Origin of the sequence: Flavobacterium kochi (genome assembly GCF_048286715.1) — a bacterium.
Classification (GTDB): Bacteria; Bacteroidota; Bacteroidia; order Flavobacteriales; family Flavobacteriaceae; genus Flavobacterium.
This window is the reverse complement of the sequence record NZ_JBLVPW010000012.1, coordinates 138,017-160,217: the sequence shown is the minus strand read 5'-3', so window position 1 is coordinate 160,217 and position 22,201 is coordinate 138,017. Positions and strand designations below refer to the sequence as shown.

Annotated in this window: 17 protein-coding genes and 1 pseudogene; 3 read left to right on the top strand and 15 right to left on the bottom strand. The window is 36.5% G+C overall.

The genetic code is table 11. The features are described from left to right. Positions 1–311 precede the first annotated feature (311 nt). Positions 312–626, top strand: a pseudogene (locus tag ACNQGH_RS12495) (DUF1016 N-terminal domain-containing protein); the annotation flags it as partial. 6 nt (positions 627–632) lie between these two features. Here ACNQGH_RS12495 and ACNQGH_RS12490 read toward each other — a convergent pair. Next, a complete protein-coding gene (locus ACNQGH_RS12490; protein ID WP_417956346.1) occupies positions 633–2,090 on the bottom strand; it encodes an FAD-dependent oxidoreductase in 1,458 nt (485 codons plus the stop codon). 370 nt (positions 2,091–2,460) lie between these two features. Then, positions 2,461–3,045 carry a hypothetical protein gene (locus ACNQGH_RS12485; RefSeq protein ID WP_417956345.1) on the bottom strand — a complete coding sequence of 195 codons (585 nt, stop codon included), beginning with the start codon at positions 3,043–3,045 and terminating at the stop codon, positions 2,461–2,463. A gap of 295 nt (positions 3,046–3,340) precedes the next feature. On the opposite strand from ACNQGH_RS12485, the gene ACNQGH_RS12480 reads away from it, so the two are divergent. After that, positions 3,341–3,733, top strand: a complete 393-nt coding sequence (locus tag ACNQGH_RS12480; protein ID WP_417956344.1) for a VOC family protein — start codon at positions 3,341–3,343, stop codon at positions 3,731–3,733. A 264-nt stretch (positions 3,734–3,997) separates the two neighbouring features. Here the strand turns inward: ACNQGH_RS12480 and ACNQGH_RS12475 are convergent, their stop codons facing one another. The 12 genes from ACNQGH_RS12475 to ACNQGH_RS12420 all read right to left on the bottom strand — a co-directional run bounded on the left by ACNQGH_RS12475 (position 3,998) and on the right by ACNQGH_RS12420 (position 19,167). Further along, positions 3,998–4,588, bottom strand: a complete 591-nt coding sequence (locus tag ACNQGH_RS12475) for a YdeI/OmpD-associated family protein (protein ID WP_417956343.1) — start codon at positions 4,586–4,588, stop codon at positions 3,998–4,000. 122 nt (positions 4,589–4,710) lie between these two features. Continuing rightward, positions 4,711–5,304: a YdeI/OmpD-associated family protein gene (locus ACNQGH_RS12470; protein WP_417956342.1), complete on the bottom strand. Its 594-nt coding sequence runs from the start codon at positions 5,302–5,304 to the stop codon at positions 4,711–4,713. 368 nt (positions 5,305–5,672) lie between these two features. After that, positions 5,673–6,719, bottom strand: coding sequence for a GntR family transcriptional regulator (locus tag ACNQGH_RS12465; protein WP_417956341.1), 1,047 nt, complete (start codon positions 6,717–6,719; stop codon positions 5,673–5,675). Positions 6,720–6,881: 162 nt separating this feature from the next. Beyond that, on the bottom strand, positions 6,882–8,249 hold the full coding sequence (locus ACNQGH_RS12460) for a glycoside hydrolase family 28 protein (protein ID WP_417956340.1): 1,368 nt from the start codon (positions 8,247–8,249) through the stop codon (positions 6,882–6,884). A 69-nt stretch (positions 8,250–8,318) separates the two neighbouring features. Further along, complete coding sequence (locus ACNQGH_RS12455) at positions 8,319–9,302, bottom strand: pectinesterase family protein (protein WP_417956339.1); 984 nt, start codon at positions 9,300–9,302, stop codon at positions 8,319–8,321. A 65-nt stretch (positions 9,303–9,367) separates the two neighbouring features. Beyond that, a complete protein-coding gene (locus ACNQGH_RS12450) occupies positions 9,368–10,114 on the bottom strand; it encodes a rhamnogalacturonan acetylesterase (RefSeq protein ID WP_417956338.1) in 747 nt (248 codons plus the stop codon). Between the two features lie 42 nt (positions 10,115–10,156). Continuing rightward, positions 10,157–12,196 (bottom strand): pectate lyase, encoded by a 2,040-nt coding sequence (pelA, locus tag ACNQGH_RS12445; RefSeq protein WP_417956337.1) that lies wholly within the window; start codon positions 12,194–12,196, stop codon positions 10,157–10,159. Positions 12,197–12,199: 3 nt separating this feature from the next. Continuing rightward, positions 12,200–13,828 (bottom strand): glycoside hydrolase family 43 protein, encoded by a 1,629-nt coding sequence (locus ACNQGH_RS12440; protein WP_417956336.1) that lies wholly within the window; start codon positions 13,826–13,828, stop codon positions 12,200–12,202. Positions 13,829–13,917: 89 nt separating this feature from the next. Continuing rightward, the gene (locus ACNQGH_RS12435) at positions 13,918–15,153 is read right to left on the bottom strand and encodes a glycoside hydrolase family 88/105 protein (RefSeq protein WP_417956335.1); all 1,236 of its coding nucleotides are present in this window, start codon (positions 15,151–15,153) and stop codon (positions 13,918–13,920) included. 43 nt (positions 15,154–15,196) lie between these two features. Next, positions 15,197–16,591, bottom strand: coding sequence for a glycoside hydrolase family 88/105 protein (locus tag ACNQGH_RS12430; RefSeq protein ID WP_417956334.1), 1,395 nt, complete (start codon positions 16,589–16,591; stop codon positions 15,197–15,199). Between the two features lie 5 nt (positions 16,592–16,596). Then, positions 16,597–17,562 (bottom strand): DUF4861 family protein, encoded by a 966-nt coding sequence (locus ACNQGH_RS12425; protein WP_417956333.1) that lies wholly within the window; start codon positions 17,560–17,562, stop codon positions 16,597–16,599. A gap of 165 nt (positions 17,563–17,727) precedes the next feature. Further along, positions 17,728–19,167: a glycoside hydrolase family 28 protein gene (locus ACNQGH_RS12420; protein WP_417956332.1), complete on the bottom strand. Its 1,440-nt coding sequence runs from the start codon at positions 19,165–19,167 to the stop codon at positions 17,728–17,730. A gap of 319 nt (positions 19,168–19,486) precedes the next feature. On the opposite strand from ACNQGH_RS12420, the gene ACNQGH_RS12415 reads away from it, so the two are divergent. Further along, positions 19,487–20,515, top strand: a complete 1,029-nt coding sequence (locus ACNQGH_RS12415) for a LacI family DNA-binding transcriptional regulator (RefSeq protein ID WP_417956331.1) — start codon at positions 19,487–19,489, stop codon at positions 20,513–20,515. A gap of 66 nt (positions 20,516–20,581) precedes the next feature. Here the strand turns inward: ACNQGH_RS12415 and ACNQGH_RS12410 are convergent, their stop codons facing one another. Then, a complete protein-coding gene (locus ACNQGH_RS12410) occupies positions 20,582–22,198 on the bottom strand; it encodes a UxaA family hydrolase (protein WP_417956330.1) in 1,617 nt (538 codons plus the stop codon). Positions 22,199–22,201 lie beyond the last annotated feature (3 nt).

The window sequence follows — 22,201 nt, the reverse complement described above, 5'->3', positions numbered from 1 at the left end:
ATGCAGTTAGCAAGATCCAGAGCAAGAGGTTATAGAAATCCCGAGAATTTTATAAAAATGGTGTATTATTTAGGAAATACCTAAAAAATGCAAATCCACTAATTTAGGCGAAGAACCTTCTTGAATTTCATTTTCTTGTAAAAAGCATCAACGATTATTGTCTAAAAAAAGGCATTTGTAGTTGAATACAAAGAGGCTTAAGTATAGCATCTATTCAATAAAAGCGGGGTGTTCTTTGTAAAAGGAAAGGGATTTACTGAAAAATTAAATAAGTAAATTATTATTTATATTTTCACCAAAACCAAACGCAACAACAAGTAGCTATACAGGCCAATAGTTCATTCACCAGATTGTTTTGGCATATTGGCGATCATCCATCAACCAAAGTATTCTACAAAATAAACATGCCGAATACGGAAAACACTTACGGAAGATATTTTGAAGAAAAAAATCTTCGACGAATGATGCAATTTGCTGATCAATTTTCAGACAAACAAATTGTCGTGACACTGTCACGACAATTGAGTTGGCCCCATTTTTTAGCTATATTACCCATCAAAAACATGGATGCCAAGTGTTTTCTATGCACACCAAGTGAGCAATCAGTCAATGAGCGTTATGGTTAAGCGTTGTTATGCGTCTTTTTTCTTTAGACACCGCCCTCTTGGCTCATCACCCTCATGAAGCACAATTTCGGAATGTAGGAACTGTGCGGCCTCCGCTGAATCTTTCACTTTGGAAGCACTTCGTTCTAACATTTCTGATTCAAACTCAGTTAATACACTTTCCCTCACACCAGCTTTTCTCCATTGAGATAAAGATCTACATCCTCTTGAGATTCCCCGAGCCAGCGTCAGAGCATCAAGCAGAGCTTGATTCGCCCCCTGTCCTTTGAATGGACTCATTGGGTGAGCCGCATCTCCGATCAGAGTCACTTGCCCCCCTTTCTCCAACAATTCTGACGCGAGTAATTCTCGGTCATACACGGGATATCCTGAAATCTGGGCTTCCAGCGTCGCCGTTAAAATTTGAGGAATGGGATCGTGCCACTGAGTTCTACGACACGCTTCTTCTTTGAGTGCTTGAGGTCCTTTAGCACTTAATGCCTTAGCTTCTTTTTCTGGCACTGGGAAGCTAAGTTGCCACATCACCGAGTCTGACGTATAAGGCATCATGTAGATCCGCTCATTGCCATTGGCGGTTTGAAATACAGTGGCCGAATCCAGTAAAGAACTGGTAAGACCTTCGAGAGCCCTCAAAGGACAAATACCCAATATCACAATACAACCTAGGTAACGTAAAGGGGTAATATCCTCACCAATCAGCAACCTCCGCACCGAACTACGAATACCATCGGCTCCAACCACAAGATCCGCCTTAAAACTCTTCATCTCCCCGTCCACTTGAAAGCTTAGATCAACACCTTCACCCGTACATTCCTTAAAATCTACTAACTGGTGCCCCCACTGTATGGCATCATGTCCGCCGAGCTGCTCAAGTAGAGCTAAGCGTAAAGATTGCCGTGCGATATGTACATTTGAACGTTTCGGAGTCGTTTTCGCATCTGACTGCATCCACTTTCTGATCCCCCATTCACCAATCACTTTTCCTTCTGTAGTATGAACCACATGTCTTGTCGAAATCACCCCTTCTTCTAACGAGAAAACACCCAATCCCTCGATCGCTTTACTAGCTTGTTGCAAAGTGAGCCCGTAACCCTGAGATCGAGCGTCAAAGTCGCTATCGCGCTCATAAAGAGTGAAGGGGATTCCACGGTGCAAACAAGCCACAGCTAGAGCCACTCCTCCTATACCACCACCAATAATAGCAACGTGCGGGTAGTTTTCTTTATCCGCTATAGGATGGCTTGCAGAATGAAGCAACCCAGATCCGCAACAGGTCAAGCACGAGTATAGATGGCCCTTAGGACGAACTGGAGCCGTACCCTTGCCTTTCGTTTTTTCAAATTGATCGAATGCAATCTGGTAGCGGAGTCGTACTTTATTGCTGAGCCCTCGACTTTTTTTGCCACGCCCCTGACATTCCTGACAAGTAGTCCAGCTTGCTTTTTCACTTTCCACTTTTTTCAATTCCTCTTTATTTAACTTGATCTTGACTCCCCTCTATAAGAAAAAACTTAGCCGATGCAATTAATGCTGGACCTAATAGTAAAGTAGTCATTTTGACTTTCGTTACTTCTATATAATTTGACGAGAGAAATTTATATTTTTCAGCATTATGCCGCTTGTGGCAGTTGCGCAAATTTAAGACAAAAGATTACCAGTACAAAACTACCAGAATTTTCGGAGAAAACTCCAAAACACAAACTGAATCAGCAATTGCTACAAAGGTTTGGTGACAGTTTTACTATTGTTTTACTATAAACTTAAAAGGATTTCTCAGAGCTATTTTATTGAAAATTTCTTCAAATTCTGCAAAAAATGGTTCGCAAACAAATTCTTAAGAACCACAAAACTTCTCAAGAAATTGAGAAGTTTTTTTGCCCTTTTGTAAAATTATTGAATTAACGGGAATCAAGGGGATTAAAATCGATAAAAAAAGTAGCCCAAACTTAGTTGCCGTCACAAAGCCCAAAAGACTTCCAAGAAAATTATTCCTAATTGGAAATTCTGAAAGTAAAATAAAAACAATTAAATTTTCTAGTAAATCAAAAGATAACCAAATAAATGGTAAAACAATAATGGCATTCACTAAATATTTAGATAATGAGGTTCGCTGTGTAACAAATCGAGCCAGTGTAATAAGAAAACTAAAAAAAGTGAGTGGAAAAATTATGTCAATTGTATAAGTGAATCGCTTATATACCTCCAAACCTTCTAAAAGAAAGGATTGTAAACGATTATAAACTTCGTTGCTTGAAAATGATGGTTGTTTATCAAATATCTCTAAACCTCCTAATGCATTATGCACTATTTCCAATCCGTATGGAACAGGAAATAAGTGAGTAACAATAAATATACAAATAAAAATAAAAAAAGTGAATAGCAAAATCTTCCCTGATGTCCCTCGCGCTGAATCAGGCAATTCAGAATGTGTTACTGTCAGTTTATTTCGTCTTCTTTCAGAAATTAATGTTCCAAATAGGAACCCTAGAAGGAAATGGTTGGAATAAAAAAAATGTGTTGAAATGTCATTTTAACTATCTTTTTTGGTGTTGATTTTTGAATGTTTTTTAAACAGATTACAGTTTCGCTCTGGATTGGCTGGTCAACGAAAAAAGCTACAGGTAAGTCAGAACTCACCGTAATATAACTTTTATTTAACTTGAATTTATTTTTTAAATTTTAAATTTAAATTCATTTTTAAAACTGAAACTAATATGAAACCAAAAAAAATATGGGCAAATCTTGGCGTAAAAGATGTTGAGCAGACCAAAAAATTTTATAGTGCATTGGGTTTTAAACGCAATGGACACGGTAATGCAAAAGAACTTGTCAGTTTCTTTATCGGAAATGATGACTTTATAGTACACTTCTTTGCAAATGACACTTTAAATAAAGCTATGGAAGGAACACTTTCTGATCCGAAACAGGGAAATGAAATTATGTTCACTCTTTCTGCCGAAAATAAAGACGAAGTGAACGCATGGGCAGAAGAAGTTAGGAATGCAGGCGGAAATATATTCAGTGAACCTGCTGAATTTGGAGAAGGCTATTATGGCTTTAGTTTTGCAGACCCGGACGGGCACAAATGGAACGTGTTTTACATGTAATAAAAAAGTCGCATAAAAAGTCTTTTAGGCTTTCTCATTGTTTAATGTTACTTCACGACTATTGCGAGGAAAGAAAAGGATCTGTAATTTGCAAAGATCTGATTGAAGAAAGACTTACTTGACATGAAGTAAACCAGACTACCTTAAGATTTATGTTTTATATCAATCACATCAGGCTTCTCCTGACACTAAACCGTCAATACATAATTTAAAAACGGTCTTGTCTATGAGTAGTAAGGAACATCATGGCTCATTCTCCTCAAATTACCGATCATTCAATCCCTTTCCACTGAGAATTTGCTGCATCCATTTTTCAATCCTTGACTCCCGGGTTTTGGATTGTTTAGGGGCTGAAAAATGCAGTATGTATGCTCTTTGCCGTCCCGGCGTCAATGCATCAAAAGCAGTTTTCAAGGCGGGGATCTCCTTTAATTTATTTTGAAATTCCTCGGGAATGACGAATTCTGTACTCTTCTTAAAATTCACTTTCAAACCAGCTTTTTCCACTTCAATGGCTTCGTAAATATAGGCTTTTATGATGCTTTCCATCTCAGCTATTTCTTTAACGTTGGAGAACCGAATCAGGCGCGCCGACTGCGTATTGTCCCCTGGCCTGCTCAAAACACCAGTAGCATCTTCTAACAAGGCTCCTTTGAAAAAACTAAGCACGCAGTATTCTTTTAATCCACCTATTATAACTATATTTTTTTTCTGAAACGTATAACAAGCAGCGCCCCACTTCAATTCTTCGGTCAGCGGACAGTCAAGAAGTATCCTTCTCAATTGCTCCAATTCTTCCCGCCACTGTTCTACTTTCCTTAAATATTCATCAACCTTAGGATTCTTTTTATTCATATATTGATAATCTGAAATTGATTAAGTAATATTGATTAACTGAAATGATTTTCTATCAGCTGGCCTGAAAGACCATAGCACTACAATCAGCATTAGAGATAAATAAGGAGACTATTTCATCACTAATCATTTAATCCCTTTCCATTGAAAATTTGCGGCATCCATTTCTCAACCCTCGACTCCCTGGTTTTGGATTGTTTAGGGGCTGAAAAATGCAGTATGTATGCCCTTTGCCGTCCCGGAGTCAATGCATCAAAAGCAGTTTTCAAGGCGGGAATCTCCTTTAATTTATTTTGAAATTCCTCAGGAATGATAAATTCTTCAGTCTTTTTAAAATCCACTTTCAAGCCGGCTTTTTCCACTTCAATGGCTTCATAAACATACGCTTTCAAAACAGTTTCCATATCAACGATTTCCCGGACACTGGCGAACCGAATCTGGCGCGCCGCCTGCGTATTATTCGTTTGTTGGATTAGAATGCGATGGGTATCTTTTAACAAAGCTCCTTTGAAAAACAAAAGCGCACAGTATTCTTTAAACACGTGTATTAAAACTATGTTCCTTTTCTGAAACGTGTAACAAGGAACGCCCCACTTCAATTCTTCGGTCAGCTGGCAGTCAAAAAGGATCATTCTCAATTGCTCCACTTCTTCCCTCCACTTTTCGATTTTACTTAAATAGACATCAACCTTAGGATTCGTTCCAATCTTCGTCATAGCGTGTTATTTTATTTCAAGTGTTTGTCTGTAAGTTATTTAAATTTTAGAAGCCCTTTCATTATAGTTGTAAAATGGCAGTTATGAGCTCAATTTATGTTAGACCTGTATCATGAATTCATTTTGTTTAGCTAATATAAAACTTATTTAATTACAAATAACAAACTGCTTTATGACAAATTCTCCAGTGGCAGCTACACCCAATTTTACCATTATTTTCAGGTTAGCTACTTCAAATCAGGTATAAATTGGCTCGTAAATAGTTGCTTCCGCATGGTCCCTCAAAAACGAACAAACCTCCAAAGGCTTAGCTTTGGAGGTTTGTGATGGTTCGAAAGAGTGGGTGCCTACCAACTCCTGAATTTAAATTAAACGGAATCCCTGTCAATAAAATTGAATGGATTTTTTACTTTACCTATTTCTTTATTGAGAATCATCCTTGCCGCGGTTTCCCCCATCATTTTAAAATCTGTTGAAATCACCGTTATTCCCAGCAACTCTTTTAAAGGGGTATCATTATAAGAAATGACCCCTATGTCTTTTCCTAATTGAAATTCATAATCTCTGATCTGTTTTATTAAACTAACCAGATCAGATTCTTCAATTGTTATAAATAAATCGCCTTTTATCAAAACCATATCATCACAGATCTCCTCCAGGATTTCAAAATCTATAGCATGTTCAATGCAGAATTTCTTAAAACCATGTAAAATTCTCCTGGGATAGGGATAAACAGCATGCTCCGGATAAATTAATATTAATTTATCATACCGGGCTATTTTGGAAAGGCCTTCTTTCAAAGCATTATAAATGTCATTTTCAAAATCTTGGTAAATCTCAACGATTCCATCTTCTATTAAACTATTTTTTTCATCTAAAATAATTAGTTTTTCCTTTGGTATTTTTTTTATGACTTTTAACGCTTTATCAGTAAGGCTGACATGTTTTAAATCTTTTGTTTTAAAATGAGGCATGATAACATACTTGTCATAAGCGAACATATTTTTTTCTAATAAATTTAAAAATAAGGTTTCATCAAAATGATATACATGAAGATCCACATGTGAATTCCCTCCTATACTATCAATAAAAGAATTAAAAACACTCATCTTATACGAACTTAATTTATTGACCAGAAACAAAATATTTATTTTAGAAATTAATTTTGTTCTGGTAACATAATAGCCTTTGCCCAGGATTGGTGAAATTACATTTCTCTCTTTTAATATATTATAAGCCTTTTCTACAGTATCCCTTGACAGATTAAACCTTTCACTAAGCATGTTAATTGATGGGATTTTCTGATCCATTGAAAGCTTCCCAATCGATACATTATAAATAACTGAATCTACTATTTGTTTGTATTTTGGCATCCTGGAAGTTTCATCAATTTCAATATATTTAAATGTTTCCATTAGAATAGTTTTTTAGGTTAAAAGAACAGGGTATTAATAACTCATAGTATAGATTGGTGTGTCCATAAAAATCGGACGATTCCGTAACATTTCAAAAATAACAACAAGTCCTCATTAAAAAAAGCTTGTTCCCCAACAAAAAAATGCTGTATTTCATTATTTTTAGTGTTTAACTGACGTACTGGCGGCGGTTGGAACTGTCGCTTTCTGACCAATTATGACATCATTCATTGTTACATTTTCAGCGTTGAGAATAGTCAGCCCGTTTTTCGCTGATTTAACTTCTACAGTATCCAAATATACATTTCGCACTTTTTTTTGTGCATATCCCTGAATAATAATCGCAGTTTCTCTTACTTTTGCACAGCTAATATTGGACAGGAAAATATCGGATACATCCGATGGAAAACCGCCAGTACCTTCACCCATATAATTAGCTGTGATGTAAATGCAATCTTCAACTTCATCCAACTGAAGATTTCTGACATGTATATTTTTAATAAATCCACCTCTATCGGCATTAGTCTTCAAATAGACCGCTCTCTTTAAATATCCGCTTGTCCTGCAGTTATCAATAAAAATGTTTTTAACACCCGCCGACATTTCACTGCCAATGACCACGCCATGCAACCCCTTGAAATTACAATTGCGAATCACTATATTTTCACTTGGGGTTTCACTATTAGCTCTGCCTTCATGATCCCTGCCCGCTTTAATGGCTATATTATCATCTCCATTATCAAAAGCAATGTTTTCTATTAAAACATCTTTGGCATACTCGGGATCAACCCCATCATTATTGGCGTTCAATGCTTTGTATTTTAAACCTCTAACGGTGATGCTTTGTGATTTTAGTAAATGAAGACACCAGAATGGCGAATCTTCAATTTTTACATTTTCGACTAAAATGTTTTTGCAATTAAAAAACTGAATCAGTTGCGGTCTCAGAAAATGTCCAGCACCAAATTTTCTGTCCTTCAAAGGCACATTATTGTGATTCATGTCACGCGTTAATTTTTTATCATCTCCTTCTTTTGCTTTGTAACTATTCCAAACGTTACTTCCTTCTCCATCAATAGTTCCTTCTCCGGTTATGGCAATATTAGTGCAACCAGAAGCATAAATAAGCGGGCTGTAATTATAAATCATGGTTCCTTCCCAACTCGTGAGAACCATAGGTAAGTACTGTTTCGGATTGTCACTAAAGCGGATTTTAGCCCCCTTTTCAATTAATAGCTTTACATTACTTACAAAGTGAATCGGTCCATTTAGCGTGTAAACACCTTTAGGAACAATGACTGTTCCTCCCTTATTCTTTTTACAAAGTGCCATGGCTTTGTCAAAAGCAGGTTTGGCATCACTAATGGAATCCCCTTTTGCTCCTAATCGTGTGACTTCAATTTTAAACGAGGGAATTTGAGGCAATTGAATCCGTTTGACTATAGAATCAACGGTGTCAGATGGAAAACTACTGTTTTGGGCTAAACAATTTAAAGAAATAAGCAAGAAAATGAGCAGTTTATGTTTCATGATTTTTTATTGTAACGCTGCTGTGAAAACAACTTTGTGAGGATTTATTTTGACCTAAATGGAATTCTTTTATTTTGTTAGAGAAGTCCAATCCTTAAATATTTTTTCAATTGTATAGTCTGACTGAAATTGTTGGGCTGTCAGAACATGTGACCAAGCCACCCGGGCTTGTACATCAGCGCCCACCCCTTTACATTGATATTCTGCATAAAACAGCGTTCCCTCCGCTTCCGGCCTACCCCAGTTATCCCACCCTGCTGATTTGATATGATTGCCCATTTTACATTTAATAAAAACAGTCCGGGCATAATTTTCCCATGGCCTTCCTAAATAAAAAGAGTTATTTGCAGCGCTGCCTGTTAATTTACAATTCACAAACACAAAACCATAAGGATTTGCCTTGGGTGTATTAGCTGCTATAATATAAGACCCTCCTGCTTTTGCAAAAATTTCACAATTCTCAAATACGGCTGTTGCCGCTCCAAAAATAAAATCTGTAGTGCCTTCTATATAACAGTTTTTATAATATTGTCTGCTCTTATTGCCATGAGAATAAAGCGTGTCCTGAAATCCAAGGAATCTGCAGTTGGTAAAAATCACTTTATCACCGTCTATTCTTACGGCAACGGCCTGACCCACCGGACCGGAAGAATTTTCAAATGTGATATTTTCAGCTTTAAAATTAGCTCCGTTAACAGCAAAACTATAAGACCCTGAAGTTCCTATATTTTGTCCCTTTTCATTTTTTTTAGAAGCATAATCATCGTACGTAAGAATCGTTTTATTTTTATTCTCCCCTATTAAAGTGATGTTTATTTTATTTTGTGGCAGGATTAATTTTTCCTTATAAACACCATTTTTAATGAAAATAAGGGTCTCTTTCGCTTGTAGAAAAGGCACTGCATTTATTGCTTCCTGAACCGTTACAAAATCGCCTGTCCCTTTAACATCCACAATTATATCATATAATTTGGTTGCTTTATTGGAATTCCCGGCAGAACAACTAAGAATGAACAAAGAAACAATACAGAGATATGCGTTTATCATTTTCATTTTTACTACAGTGTTAGACCTCATGCGTTTTAAAAACAGTATAAAGTTGTCCTTTTGAATACTGATTATTTTTTAATTGCTTTTTTCAGCGTGCTAACTAAAGGGCTATCCAATAATCTGATTTGATTTACAACTAATTTTGCAACCTCAGTTGCCCCTTTTACACAAAGATGCGTATTGTCTTCCTTCCCTTCCGGATAATACGGAATTTCTCCTGCCTTATAATGTAAATGCAATTTTTTTGATTTTTCCGGTCCGTAAGACAGCTCCAATAGTTCTGTATAATATTCTAAATCAATAAATGGTACCTTGTATTCCTGAGCGACCAAACGAGTTTCTAAAGGGTATTCCCCATGCGTGGCTATCAAGACTCCATTTTCATTAAAATTTCTTCTGACTATGGAAGAGAATAATATTGGTATGGCACCTTTTTCTCTGCTTTCTTTTACAAAACGGATTAAGTTATAGCGATACGTTGTATGTGGATTGGTGTACCGAGTTGAATCAGCAAATTTTTCATCATTATGCCCAAATTGAATAAAAACATAATCGCCTGGTTTCAACGCTTTATAAACGGAATCCCAACGTTTTTCAGTAATAAAACTGCGGCTGCTTCTGCCATTTACCGCTCGGTTGTCTACCTTTATATTATCATTGAAAAAAGAAGATAACAGCTGTCCCCAACCTCGTTCCGGATTTTCTTCCGGCTTAATTTTATTAGCCATCGTAGAATCACCTATAGAATAAATAGTTGTTTGCTGAGCCAAACAGTTTATCGAAATTAGCAAAAAAAGGAAGATTCGGTATTTCATGATTTTGTTTTTAACGTTGTTAAAAATTGCTTGTTTGTTGCCTTACTTTAATTTCAGATACCATTCTTTTATTTTGTTGGAAAAATCCAATCCCATGATATTTTCGATTGTGTATTTATTTGCTTCCGCCTTTTTTAATTGGTGTGACCATGCAACTCTTTTTTCAGGACGATATCCTTCCCCCGTACAATTATATTCACCATAAAAAGAGGTCTTTGCCACTTCAGGTTTAGACCAGTCATTCCAGCCCTCAGGCTTTATGTGTTTTCCCATTTCGCAGTTAATAAAAACCGTTTTTGCGTAAATACGCCATGGTCTGCCGAGATAAACTTCAGTTGCTTTTGCAGCAGCGGTAAGGGTGCAATTCTTAAATACAAGCCCATAGGCTGCACCTTCAGCAGTAGAAGCTGCAGTAACATAAGCATTTTTCAAACTGTGAAGCACGCAGTTTTCAAATAAAACCGTTGCATTACCAAATATAAAATCGACCGTTCCGGCTATATAACAATCTTTCAAATACTGTTTGTTTCCCGCTCCGGTTACGTACAAAGTATCCTGATTACCCAAAACATTACAATTTGCAATAGCGACCCTATTGGCATGCAGTGCTAAAGCAATTCCCTGACCCACTTCTCCGCAACTGTTTTCTATGGTTAGATTGGCAGCAAAAAAATCATCCCCTTCAACTAACATCGTGTAGGTATAAAAAGTACTGTTTCTACCCAAATTTATCTTACTAAAATAATCCCCGTTGGTAACAATAGTTTTCTCTTTACTTTCTCCTATTAATGAAATATTGGTGTTCCATTCGTGAATTTTAATTTTCTCCTTATAGATTCCATTTTTTACGTTAATCGTAACGCGTTTATAAGGAAAGGATGGCGAATTGTTTATCGCTTCCTGAATACTTGTATAATCACCGCTTCCGTCTTGAGCAACAGTCACATTAAATTCGTCTTTGGCTTTATGCTGTTCCACCCCTGCTTTAGTCGCTGTAATTAAATGCTTTTCTTTCCACACCTCATATTTTTCCAGCACCTCTTTTGGTTCATTTGAATACCAGGAATATCCATTTCTGCGTTCCTCGCCGATTTCAGCTAACGATCCTTTTTTTATACCATCCCGATCACAGAAAAAGGGAGTATTGTTATCCAGTTCCATAAAACGAGCCCATAGATCAGGAGCATTTGCATCTGAAACCATTTTCTTGTTGCTTATTTTACCTTTTTCATCATAAGAACGTACTTCTCTCAGCCCTTTAATTTTTGCTTTATCAAACCATGCTGCAGCAAAATGAACTGCATTTATTATTTCTTTTGATGGATTTTCAATGGACATTAACAGCAATACAATTTGTGCCGATTCTTTTCCGCTCAAAGAAGGCAATTCGTAAGCACGTGCTTTCGCCGGAGCCAAGCTGTATTCATCGTGCTGCGCACACCAGCCTGTTAAAACCCCATTTTGCCTGTATTGTGTTTTTAGGATACAATCAATACCTTTATCAAATGCTTTCTGTGCTCTTTTAACCGTTTGTTCAGATGGCTTTATGGAGAAATAATCTGTTGAACTAATAATTTCTTTTAAAATATTCAGAATATTCACCATCGAGTCATCGTTATACGTAATATGCGTATAATACCCTTTTTTTAACGGATAAAACTGAGGCCATCCTCCATTTTCATATTGTGCTTCCAATACATAATCAAGTCCGGAAAGAAAGGCTTTTTTATATCTTTCATCAGGTACCTGTCTATAGCTTTTAGAAAGAAAAATCATTTGTTGGAATGTAGCACCATTGTCTGTGGTGATTTCGTTAGGATCGCTTTTAAGTGCAATTAAATGTTGCTTTTCATCATTCGAAAGCGTTCTCTGCATCTGAATGTTTTTGGGCCATCCGCCAATATTGCGCTGATATAACAGCACATTTTCGGCTATATCTTTTGCTTCATTTGAAGCAAACCAAGTCCCTTCTTTAGTAGTAACAATCTCTTTCCAGGATTTACCGGGATTTTGCGACTGTACACTAAAACTTCCCAAGCAAGAAATAATTACAATACTTGCAACTTTTTGAAAATAGTTCATTTTTTATTTATTAATTCGAATCCAATCAATACGAACACTTCCTGCGTCATTTATTATTCCGTTTCGAAGCGCTAAAAAACCTAATTTTGCTCCTATCCATTTGCCTTCCCTTGCTGTAAAACCAGTACCTATAGCCATGTATTTTACCCCATCTTCACTATAAAAGAAATCACATTTTCCGCCGGCACTTACTTTTACCTGAAGATAAAACAGGTTGCTTTTTAATTTAATGGATTCACTTTCTGTCTCTGTCCCTTTTTTATCTGCATTTTTACACAGCACCTGAGACAGGTAGAGCTCCCCTGCCGATTGTTTTACTTTCAGATAACTGTAGTCAAGCCCCATTACCAGCAGCCCTGTCTGCTCTTCATCAAAACGGGCATTAAAAGTCATTTTTGCCGTAGCTGTAAATTCTTCGGCAGGAAATTTTTGCAATAATAAATTCCCGACATCAAACAAATTTGTTGCTTCTTTTGGCATGGGACGACAATACATAGTATAGTACCCCATTGCTGAAGGAAAACCCCAATAAACCTGCTGATTCGCATGCCATTGCCATTGCAGACCTAACTTAGAAGTATTGAACTCATCGGAGTCATTTGGAGTTACAACAGGATACGTTTTTCCAACATTTGGTTTTTTATGGATTGCCACCGGCTCACCAATACCATCTCCATCTTGATCGCTGCCTATTACCGGCCAATTGTTTACCCATTTCATAGGCTGCAAATGGACAATTCTTCCATAAGCACCTTTGTCCTGAAAATGGAAAAACCAATCTTCTCCGGTTTTAGTTTGTACCCAAGCTCCCTGATGTGGGCCATTAATGTTTGTTTTTCCTTGATCCATAACCTTTCTCTTTTCGTATGGACCAAAAATATTTTTTGCTCTTAACACGGTTTGCCATCCAGTAGCAACACCTCCTGCCGGAGCAAAAATATAGTAGTAGCCGTTATGCTTGTATAATTTTGGTCCTTCAATCGTTGCCTCGCCATCATGGCCGTCAATAATGATAACATCATCATCATTTGCAACGGTTCCTTGAGCGTTAAGTGTACAAATTGCCAAAAGACTTTTAATTCCTGCCCTGCTTCCCGCAAAAGCAAAAGCAAGATATACTTTACCATCATCGTCCCATAACGGTGTCGGATCGATCAGACCTTTCCCCTCTTTGACCAAAATTGGTTTGGACCAAACACCTTTCGGATCTTTGGTCTTAATCATATAAATACCATAATCCGGATCTGGATAATAAATATACAATTCATTATTATGGTATCTAATGCAGGGCGCCCATACCCCATTTCCGTGCTGTGGTTTATCAAAGACGTCGAAAGGAGGCTGTTTTGGAAGTGCATAATTTACCAGTTCCCAATTTACCATATCTTTAGAATGTAGAATAGGCAATCCGGGAATACAGTTAAAAGAAGAAGATGTCATGTAATAATCATCTCCAACCCTAACGACATCCGGATCAGAATAATCGGCATGTAAGACTGGATTTTTATAGGTCCCGTCCCCATTATCAGATACCCATACCTGCGAATTACTATTATTTATTTTTGCCTGTCCAAAAATCAGCTGATTTGAAAGAGACATTAAAACGCAGGTAACCATCAGTATTCCTCTCATAGGTAAGAAATTAGTATTTAATGCTCCAGTTGTATTTAAAAAAATGAAACGGTTTTAGTAGACTGCAAACTTAATTGTGCAGTCTGTTTTTATTTATCCAACTCTAGTGCGGCTAATATAAACGGCCCTGTAGCTTTAGGATCGTTATCCTTTTTTCTTTCGTTTATATAGTATTCATACGATCCGTCTCTGTAAGGATTTCCTCCAAGTCCGGCAACGGCACAGGCTTGAGTGATATTAATTTCACCATCGGATTCAACCTGAATCAATTGGGTTGTTAAACCATCAAATGCTTTACTGGCAATTGTTTTAAATTTTTTTGGCAAATACCCTTTGTTTACCCCTTTTGCCAAAGCATAAGCAAACATGGAACTTCCTGATGATTCTAAATAATTTCCTGCTTTACCCCCCTTATCGGTAACTTGATACCACAAACCTGATTTGTCCTGGAATTTCTCTAAAGCATTCGCAACATTATTCAAATAACCCACCAATTCTTTTTGTTTTGGATGATCCTTTGGAAAGTGATCCAACGCATCTACCAATGCCATTGCGTACCATCCGATTGCTCTTGACCAAAAATTAGGTGAAGTTCCTGTTGCTGGATTTGCCCAAGGCATTTGTTTGCTTTCGTCCCAGGCATGGTACAACAATCCTGTTTTTTTATCAGTGGCATGCAATTGAATTAATTCAAATTGTTTCGCAACATCATCCAGTTTTTCTCCATTTTCAAAAGTAGCGGTATATTCTGCATAGAATGGTTCACCCATATACAAACCATCTAACCACATCTGGTTTGGATATATTTTTTTGTGCCAAAATCCTCCACTAGGCGTTCGAGGTTGTCCGTCCAGTTGCTTTCTTAATGTTTGCATTGCAATTAAGTAGCGGTTATCTTTCGTGGTAGCATACAAATTAAACAACAATCGTCCTGCAACAATCATATCAATATTGTACGCATCCATTTTATAGGTAGCAATAGTTCCGTCTTTATCAACCAGGACATTTACGTAACTTTTGATATAATCGTAATAGTTACTGTTCCCCTTTTCTTTATACAACTGTTCAAATGATTTTAGCACTAAACCATGAACATAATCCCAATGCGGTGCTTTAGCATCATCTATCATGTAAGACTCCTGATGGCGTTTCATAATGGAAAGGGCCATTCGTTCTGACCATTTTAAATGATCTGAAATAAGGAGCTCTTTTTTATTGTCAACTGATTTTGTACCGGTCTGAGAAATGGTTTTACAACTTGCAAATAGTACTGCAAGGAGGATCCCCAAAGTTGCAAAACAATTAGTTTTAATACTGTTTTTCATTTAAAATTATATTTGTTATTAGTAGTATTATTTTCTGAAACGTCTATTTATCCAATTCCAGCGCTGCCAAAAGAAAACCACCTAATCCATGAGAATTGTCAACTTTTATCTTTTCACTGATATAGTACTCAAACGATCCATCTCTATAAGGATTTCCACCAAGTCCTGCACTGGCACAAACCTGAGTAATATGTAGTTCCCCGTCAGCATCCACTTTTATGAGTTTTTTTGTTAAACCGTTAAAAGCTTTATTGGCTACGCCTTTAAATTTCGAAGGCAAATATCCTTTGTTTACGCCTTTAGCAAACGCATAAGCAAGCATCGATGAACCTGATGCTTCTAAATAATTTCCTTTTTTAGTTGCTAAATTCGGAACCTGATACCACAGTCCTGACGCATCCTGAAACTTGCTTGATGCTACCGCTAATTCATTCAAATACCCTACTAATTCCTTTTGTTTAGGATGATCTTTTGGAAAATAATCCAACACATCCACTAATGCCATTGCGTACCAGCCCAAAGCTCTCAACCAAATATGAGGTGCCGTTCCAGTTGTTGCATTTGCCCAGGCCATTTGCTTACTTTCATCCCAAGCATGAAAAAACAAACCGGTCTTTTTATCCAGTGCATGATCGTGCAGCAGTTCAAACTGATGCGCAACATCATTCAATTTCTCCCCTTTTTCAAATGTAGTAGTATATCTTGCGTAAAAAGGCTGCCCCATATACAAGCCATCCAGCCACATTTGGTTCGGATAGATTTTTTTATGCCAAAAACCGCCGGATGCAGTTCTGGGATGATCATCAAATTGTCTTCTTAATGTTTTTAATGCTGTAAAGTACCTTTGGTCTTTTGTTTTATCATACAAATTAAAAAGTATTTTCCCCGCATTAATAAAATCAATATTATGATCCTGAGGGTTAAAATTTTGAAAAGATCCGTTACTGTCAATCAATTCATCCGCATACCCTTTGATATAGTCGAAATATTTTTGATTTTTAGTTTTAGTGTATAATTTTTCATACCCGGTCAAAATCATGCCGATTTTATAATCCCATTTAGGGGCTTCATGATTATCAATCTGCCACGCTTTAGGATGCCGTTTCATTATCGATAATGCCATTCGCTCTGACCATTTTAGCGTATTTGGAATGGCCATTTCTTTTTTAGGCACAACAGCTTTAACCTGCTCCTGAGCCGTAGTTTTACAACTCACAAAGAGCACCGCCACTAGTAGGGTGCACGACAAAAATCTGTTTCTAAAAAACAATGACGAATCATCCTGAAACTGGAGGAAAGTTTCAGGTCTCAGTTTACAGCTTCCAAGTAAAAAGGATCGCTGAAAACTGGGATAATTAATTAAAAACAGCTTTTTATCGTGTATCCAATGTAGCAATTGTCTTCTATAAAAGCCTGTTTTAGGAGTATCGTTTTCCATTTCAATTATATTTTATTCTTAGCATTCAGCTCTTTCAATTTCTGATCCAGATAAGATATAAAAGCTTCTTTGGTTTTAATTCCGTTTGGTTCCTGTTCCCAGGCCCCTAAAAAATAAAACGAAGTCGGTGTCGCTCTGGGTTTAAAAACCAGAAGATAATCAAATTCCGCATCAACTAAATTTTCAATGGTATTGGTTTGATAAAAAATAGCCATTCCCAAATTATCAGGAACCAAAGATTGGGCTCCATAAGTAGCCAGGTAAGACCATTTTTTGTTTTGACTTACTTTTTTAAATACTTCAGTGTTTTTTTGTTTTACGATTCCCGTACAAATCCCCACTATTTCTTTTGATGGATGAATGGTATGTTTGGTATAACGCTGATTCGGATTAATGGTTAATTCGGAGGTAAAGTTAATTTTATCCGAAGCTGTTTTCCAGCCATAATACTGCACCTTTACATTAGAACTGTTGGGTTTATTTTCTACTTTGGCAATTGTGGAATCAACGGCATAAAAGTGTAATCTTTCCTTGTTAAGGTAGCGATCGATAGAACCAATTCCGATTCCCTTTCCTGCTTTTAAAATATCTGCTCCCCAAGCGCTCATTTCGTGATAGGAATCAAAATTATCCTGTCCCACTTGTGGCAAAACAATTTTTTCCGTTTTTTTTCCGAAAATATCAATTGCATTTCTCCAATCCAGATACAGGCGATACCCTATTTTATTACTTTCCCAACCTGGCCCTTCATAACGAATATCAAAAGAGTGATCGGTATGTTCTTTGGCTAATTTTAACTTTTGAACATTTTTAAAAGTCCCTCCTATGTATTTTCTGCCTTCCCATTTGCCTCCTTCTTTTACAGAAATTTCGGCATAGGTCTTAGCTGTTGCTGCTGATTTTTTCTCTTGTGCTTTACAAGAAAACAGAGATACCAATAATGATGCGGCAATGCTTTTTATTAATTTCATTTTTATGTTGTATTAGAATTATTCGTTTATTACAAAAAAAATTAAATCTTCGTAAGGAGTAAAAAAAGGAGCTTGACAACCAATCAAGCCCCTAGTAAAAAACAAAAAAATTAAACCAAAACTCATTTTATTGTATAGCACGCAGGATTTTGCGGACTTAGGTAATTAACTTTTGGGGCTCTTTATCAGTGCTCCGTTAACATAAGTATCGATTAATTGGAGCCCTTCCACATTTTCTATAGAATACGCTTCCCCCACTTTATCAATTTTTACGTTTTTAAATATTATATTTTTAATGGGAGCTTCTTTATAGCCTTTGGCCAAAATACCATACTTCCCACCATCTTTAACCTTTATATTTTCAAGAAAGACATTTTGGACCCGAGGAATAAAATTTCCCGACTGACTTCCATATACGTTATAAAACATATCTATTATCAAAACGGACTCTTTCACTTGGCCAATAGTTAAATTTCTCACATAAACGTTCTCAATCAGACCGCCTCTTTTAGAATTTGATTTTAGTCTGATAGCCCTGTCTAAATTGGGACTATCCATAACACAGTTTTCTACAAAGACATTTCTTACGCCCGCAGATATTTCACTTCCCATAACAACGCCTCCATGACCATCGATCATTTTGCAGTTTTGCACAATTATATTTTCACTTGGTATCGCAACGCGTCGACCATCAGCATCTCTTCCAGACTTAATAGCGATACAATCATCCCCTGTATTGAACGTACAATTTTTTATAATAACATTTTTTGAATATTCCGGATCACATCCGTCATTATTTGGTCCATGGCTCTGAACCGTAACCCCGTCTACTGTAACATTGGTAGACTTCATAGGATGTATCACCCAAAATGGAGCGTTAATAATTTTCACATCTTTTAAAAGCATATTGGTACATTCAAAAAACTCTATGAAATTTGGTCTCAAATAATGCCCTTCTCCAAAAACACGCTCCGAAACAGGGACTCCTTCTTCAGCCATAGCCACCAATCGCACTCTATTGGCAGGATCTCCCTGATTTGGCATTCCTTCTTTCCAGCCATATCTTTTGCTTCCACACCACCACAACCATTTTTCATTGTCTGCCTGACCATTTAATATTCCTTTTCCGGTTACAGCCACATTATTTTTCTTATAGGCATAGATTAATGGAGAATAATTCATCAATTCTGTTCCTTCAAAGGAGGTCTGAACAAGTGGATAATCCGCGGTATTAGTACTAAATAAAATTTCAGCACCTTCTTCTAAATGAAGATTTACATTGTTTTCCAAATGGATAGGACCGGTCAGATACTTTCCAGACGGAACCAAAACCTTTCCCCCACCATTTTCAGTACATTTTTGTATTGCTTTTTTAAATGCCTGAGTATTGTCAAAAACACCGCCCGACTGGGCGCCAAAATCAGTAATTGCATAGGTTTTATCACGAAAAGAAGGCACTTTAACACCGTCAATTACGAGCTGCATCGTTTTCCAGGGATCGGTAGCTACAATCGCTTGCTGCTGTTTTACCCCACAGGAAAGAAAAAACATTGAAAACAAAGCAAGAAAGACATTGTTCTTTGTTATAAAAAAATTTCTCATCATTGATTTTATTAAAATTTCTAAATTAACCGTATTCCTTTCTATTGAAAAATTATTGATGCAATCGATTACACAAACGTAAATATTAATTTTGAATAAACCAAAATAAAATCAATTAAAATATTATTCTTATAAAAAAAAACACTTATTAATACATTTAATATAAAGATTTTGCTCTAAAAGCACATTATTACTAGCAGTTCATACTAAAAATACCTACAAAAATAAGCAATTGTTAAAATTTTACGTAATCGATAACATTAACCAAAAACAAATAAAAAAAAACATTAATTTTGCTGATCTTAATAAACATTAATTCATAGTGAGTAAAAAAACAACAATTTACGATATTGCAAAAAAACTTGATACAACTGCCGCTACGGTCTCTCGAGCTTTAAATAACAATCCTAAAATAAGTGCCAGTACCCGCAAACTTGTTTTAGAAACAGCGGCACTCATGAATTACAAACAAAATAAGCTCGCCTTGGCACTTCAAAGTGGAAAGAGCGGTAATATCGGTGTCATCGTACCGCGTATCGACAGTAATTTTTTTGCTTCTGTCATACGCGGAATTGAAGATGAATTACAACCTGAAGGGTATCATGTTATCATATGTCAGACACACGAAAACGAGAAAAGAGAAATTGAAAATATAAACACACTATTAAATGCTCAGGTAGATGGCATTTTGATGTCTGTTTCCAATGTTTCCAAAGAGAACGATACTGTAATTAAAAGAGTGGTTGAAAAAAATGTTCCCCTGATCTTTTTTGACAGAAAGAAAAATATTGATGGGGTCAGTTCGGTTACCATAAACGATTTTGAAGGAGGTTATTTAGCCACTAAACACCTTATCGAAGAAGGATGCACTAAAATTGCCCATTTAACCGGGGATCAATCCTTAGAGATATATGAAAATCGAAATAAGGGCTACAAACAGGCTTTACTTGACAATGGAATAAAATTTGACGAAAATTATGTACTCCAGACAAAAAGTAGTGTTGAAGCCGGAAGAGAAGCCGTTCAAAAATTATTAAAATTAAAAAACCCGCCAGATGCCATATTTTCGTCAAGTGATTTTGCGGCCTTAGGAGCAATACAGGAACTAAAAGAACAGGGGATCAGAATCCCGGAAGATTTTTGTGTCTTCGGATTTGGTAACGAACCTTTTACAAAATTTATGGAACTTTCCATATCCTCAGTGGATCAGTCCCCTATGGAAATGGGTAAAATGGCAGCAAAAGTATTCTTAGAACAGATCAACAGTACCGAAAGGTTTAAAATAGAGAAAAAAGTAGTCCTGAATCCTGAATTACATATTAGAAAATCATCTTTAAGACATGCGCTTTAATAGCATAAAAAAAGTGTGAAGTAGTACCTCACACTTTTTCTTATGTTAAAAAAATTGTTTCTCCTCTTACAAAGAAACGCCTCTTTTCCAAGGAATAAAATCATTCTGATTTAAAATAGCCGCTTTGGTTTTAATAGTACCGCTGGCAACATTTATAATAAACTCCAGCAGTTCGTCTGCCATTTCGTCAATTGATTTTTCACCTGTAATAATTCCGCCGGTATCGATATCAATAATATCCGACATTTTTTTAGCCAGTTCAGAATTTGATGAAACTTTAATAACCGGTGCAATTGGATTTCCGGTCGGAGTCCCTAAACCAGTTGTAAACAAAACCATATTGGCTCCTGAACCCACCATTGCAGTAGTACATTCTACATCATTACCCGGAGTACATAATAAATTTAAACCTGGTTTCGAAATGTATTCTCCATAATCCGAAACGCCAACAATTGGAGAAGTTCCCCCTTTTTTGGCTGCACCTGCAGATTTCATCGCATCGGTAATTAATCCGTCTTTAATATTTCCCGGTGAAGGATTCATGTCAAATCCAGAACCGGCATCCACTACGGTTTTTTCATACCATTGCATTAATTCTAAGAAACGTTTACCGCCTTCATCTTCAACGCAACGGTTTACTAATTCCTGCTCTACACCACATAATTCCGGAAACTCGGAAAGAATTGTAGTTCCTCCTAATGCTGTTAACAAATCTGAAGTTACTCCTAGTGTTGGGTTAGCAGAAATTCCAGAGAATCCATCAGACCCACCACATTCCAAACCAATTTTTAATTTAGACAATGGAGCAGGCGTTCGTTCAATTTGATTTGCTTTTTTGATCGCTTCAAAAGAATCTTTTACCACACTGCTTAACATCGCTTCAATAGTTCCTATTTGTTGTTGATCGTAAATCAAAACAGGTTTGGTACTATTGGGGTTAATTTCGTTTAAGGCATCTTTGAATATTTGAATTTGCAAATTTTGACAACCTAAACTTAGCACGGTGGCTCCAGCCACATTTGGATTGTTTACGTAGCCTGCCAAAAGTTTTGCCAAACTGTGCGAATCTTGACGAATTCCTCCACAACCACCTTGATGCGTGATGAATTTTACCTCAATATTTTTAAATAAATCGGTATCATTTGGTTTTGCCTCATCCCCGGCAACCCCACTTTCACTACTTACTAAAGAACGCAGTAAAAGCTGATAATCATTTACTTTTTGCTTCAACAATTCTTTTTCAAAAATATCTTTTAATATTTCTATATTTCTATTTTCACAAAATACTAGTGGAAAAAACAACCAAACATTCTCGGTTCCAACTTGTCCGTCTTCTCTATGATAACCTTGAAAAGTTCTGTCTTTCCATTTATCAACATTAGGAATCGTCCAACCGATCGTTTCTGTTTTTCCAACTACTTTATCACTTTCATGTTTCACATTTACTGTAGAAAGCAATCCTCCTTTTTCAATTCTGGCGCTCGCTTTACCCACTAAAACACCATACATAATAATTCTGTCTCCTATATCAAAAGGATTCAGGGCAATTTTATGTTTTGCTTTCACATCACTCTCGATGGTGATGGCTTCTCCTTCAAAATTAATTACCTCTCCAGCCGTAAGATTTACTAAGGCTACAGCAACATTATCTGAAGGGTTTACTTTTATTAATTTTTTTTGCATGAT

Bases quoted from the DNA above. Each gene is read 5' to 3' on its own strand.
- ACNQGH_RS12425 (WP_417956333.1), bottom strand. From the start codon at position 17,562: ATGAAATTAATAAAAAGCATTGCCGCATCATTATTGGTATCTCTGTTT.
- ACNQGH_RS12480 (WP_417956344.1), top strand. From the start codon at position 3,341: ATGAAACCAAAAAAAATATGGGCAAATCTTGGCGTAAAAGATGTTGAG.
- ACNQGH_RS12430 (WP_417956334.1), bottom strand. From the start codon at position 16,591: ATGGAAAACGATACTCCTAAAACAGGCTTTTATAGAAGACAATTGCTA.
- ACNQGH_RS12475 (WP_417956343.1), bottom strand. From the start codon at position 4,588: ATGAATAAAAAGAATCCTAAGGTTGATGAATATTTAAGGAAAGTAGAA.
- ACNQGH_RS12440 (WP_417956336.1), bottom strand. From the start codon at position 13,828: ATGAGAGGAATACTGATGGTTACCTGCGTTTTAATGTCTCTTTCAAAT.
- ACNQGH_RS12460 (WP_417956340.1), bottom strand. From the start codon at position 8,249: ATGAAACATAAACTGCTCATTTTCTTGCTTATTTCTTTAAATTGTTTA.
- ACNQGH_RS12410 (WP_417956330.1), bottom strand. From the start codon at position 22,198: ATGCAAAAAAAATTAATAAAAGTAAACCCTTCAGATAATGTTGCTGTA.
- ACNQGH_RS12465 (WP_417956341.1), bottom strand. From the start codon at position 6,719: ATGGAAACATTTAAATATATTGAAATTGATGAAACTTCCAGGATGCCA.
- ACNQGH_RS12420 (WP_417956332.1), bottom strand. From the start codon at position 19,167: ATGATGAGAAATTTTTTTATAACAAAGAACAATGTCTTTCTTGCTTTG.
- pelA (WP_417956337.1), bottom strand. From the start codon at position 12,196: ATGAACTATTTTCAAAAAGTTGCAAGTATTGTAATTATTTCTTGCTTG.
- ACNQGH_RS12450 (WP_417956338.1), bottom strand. From the start codon at position 10,114: ATGAAATACCGAATCTTCCTTTTTTTGCTAATTTCGATAAACTGTTTG.
- ACNQGH_RS12470 (WP_417956342.1), bottom strand. From the start codon at position 5,304: ATGACGAAGATTGGAACGAATCCTAAGGTTGATGTCTATTTAAGTAAA.
- ACNQGH_RS12435 (WP_417956335.1), bottom strand. From the start codon at position 15,153: ATGAAAAACAGTATTAAAACTAATTGTTTTGCAACTTTGGGGATCCTC.
- ACNQGH_RS12455 (WP_417956339.1), bottom strand. From the start codon at position 9,302: ATGAAAATGATAAACGCATATCTCTGTATTGTTTCTTTGTTCATTCTT.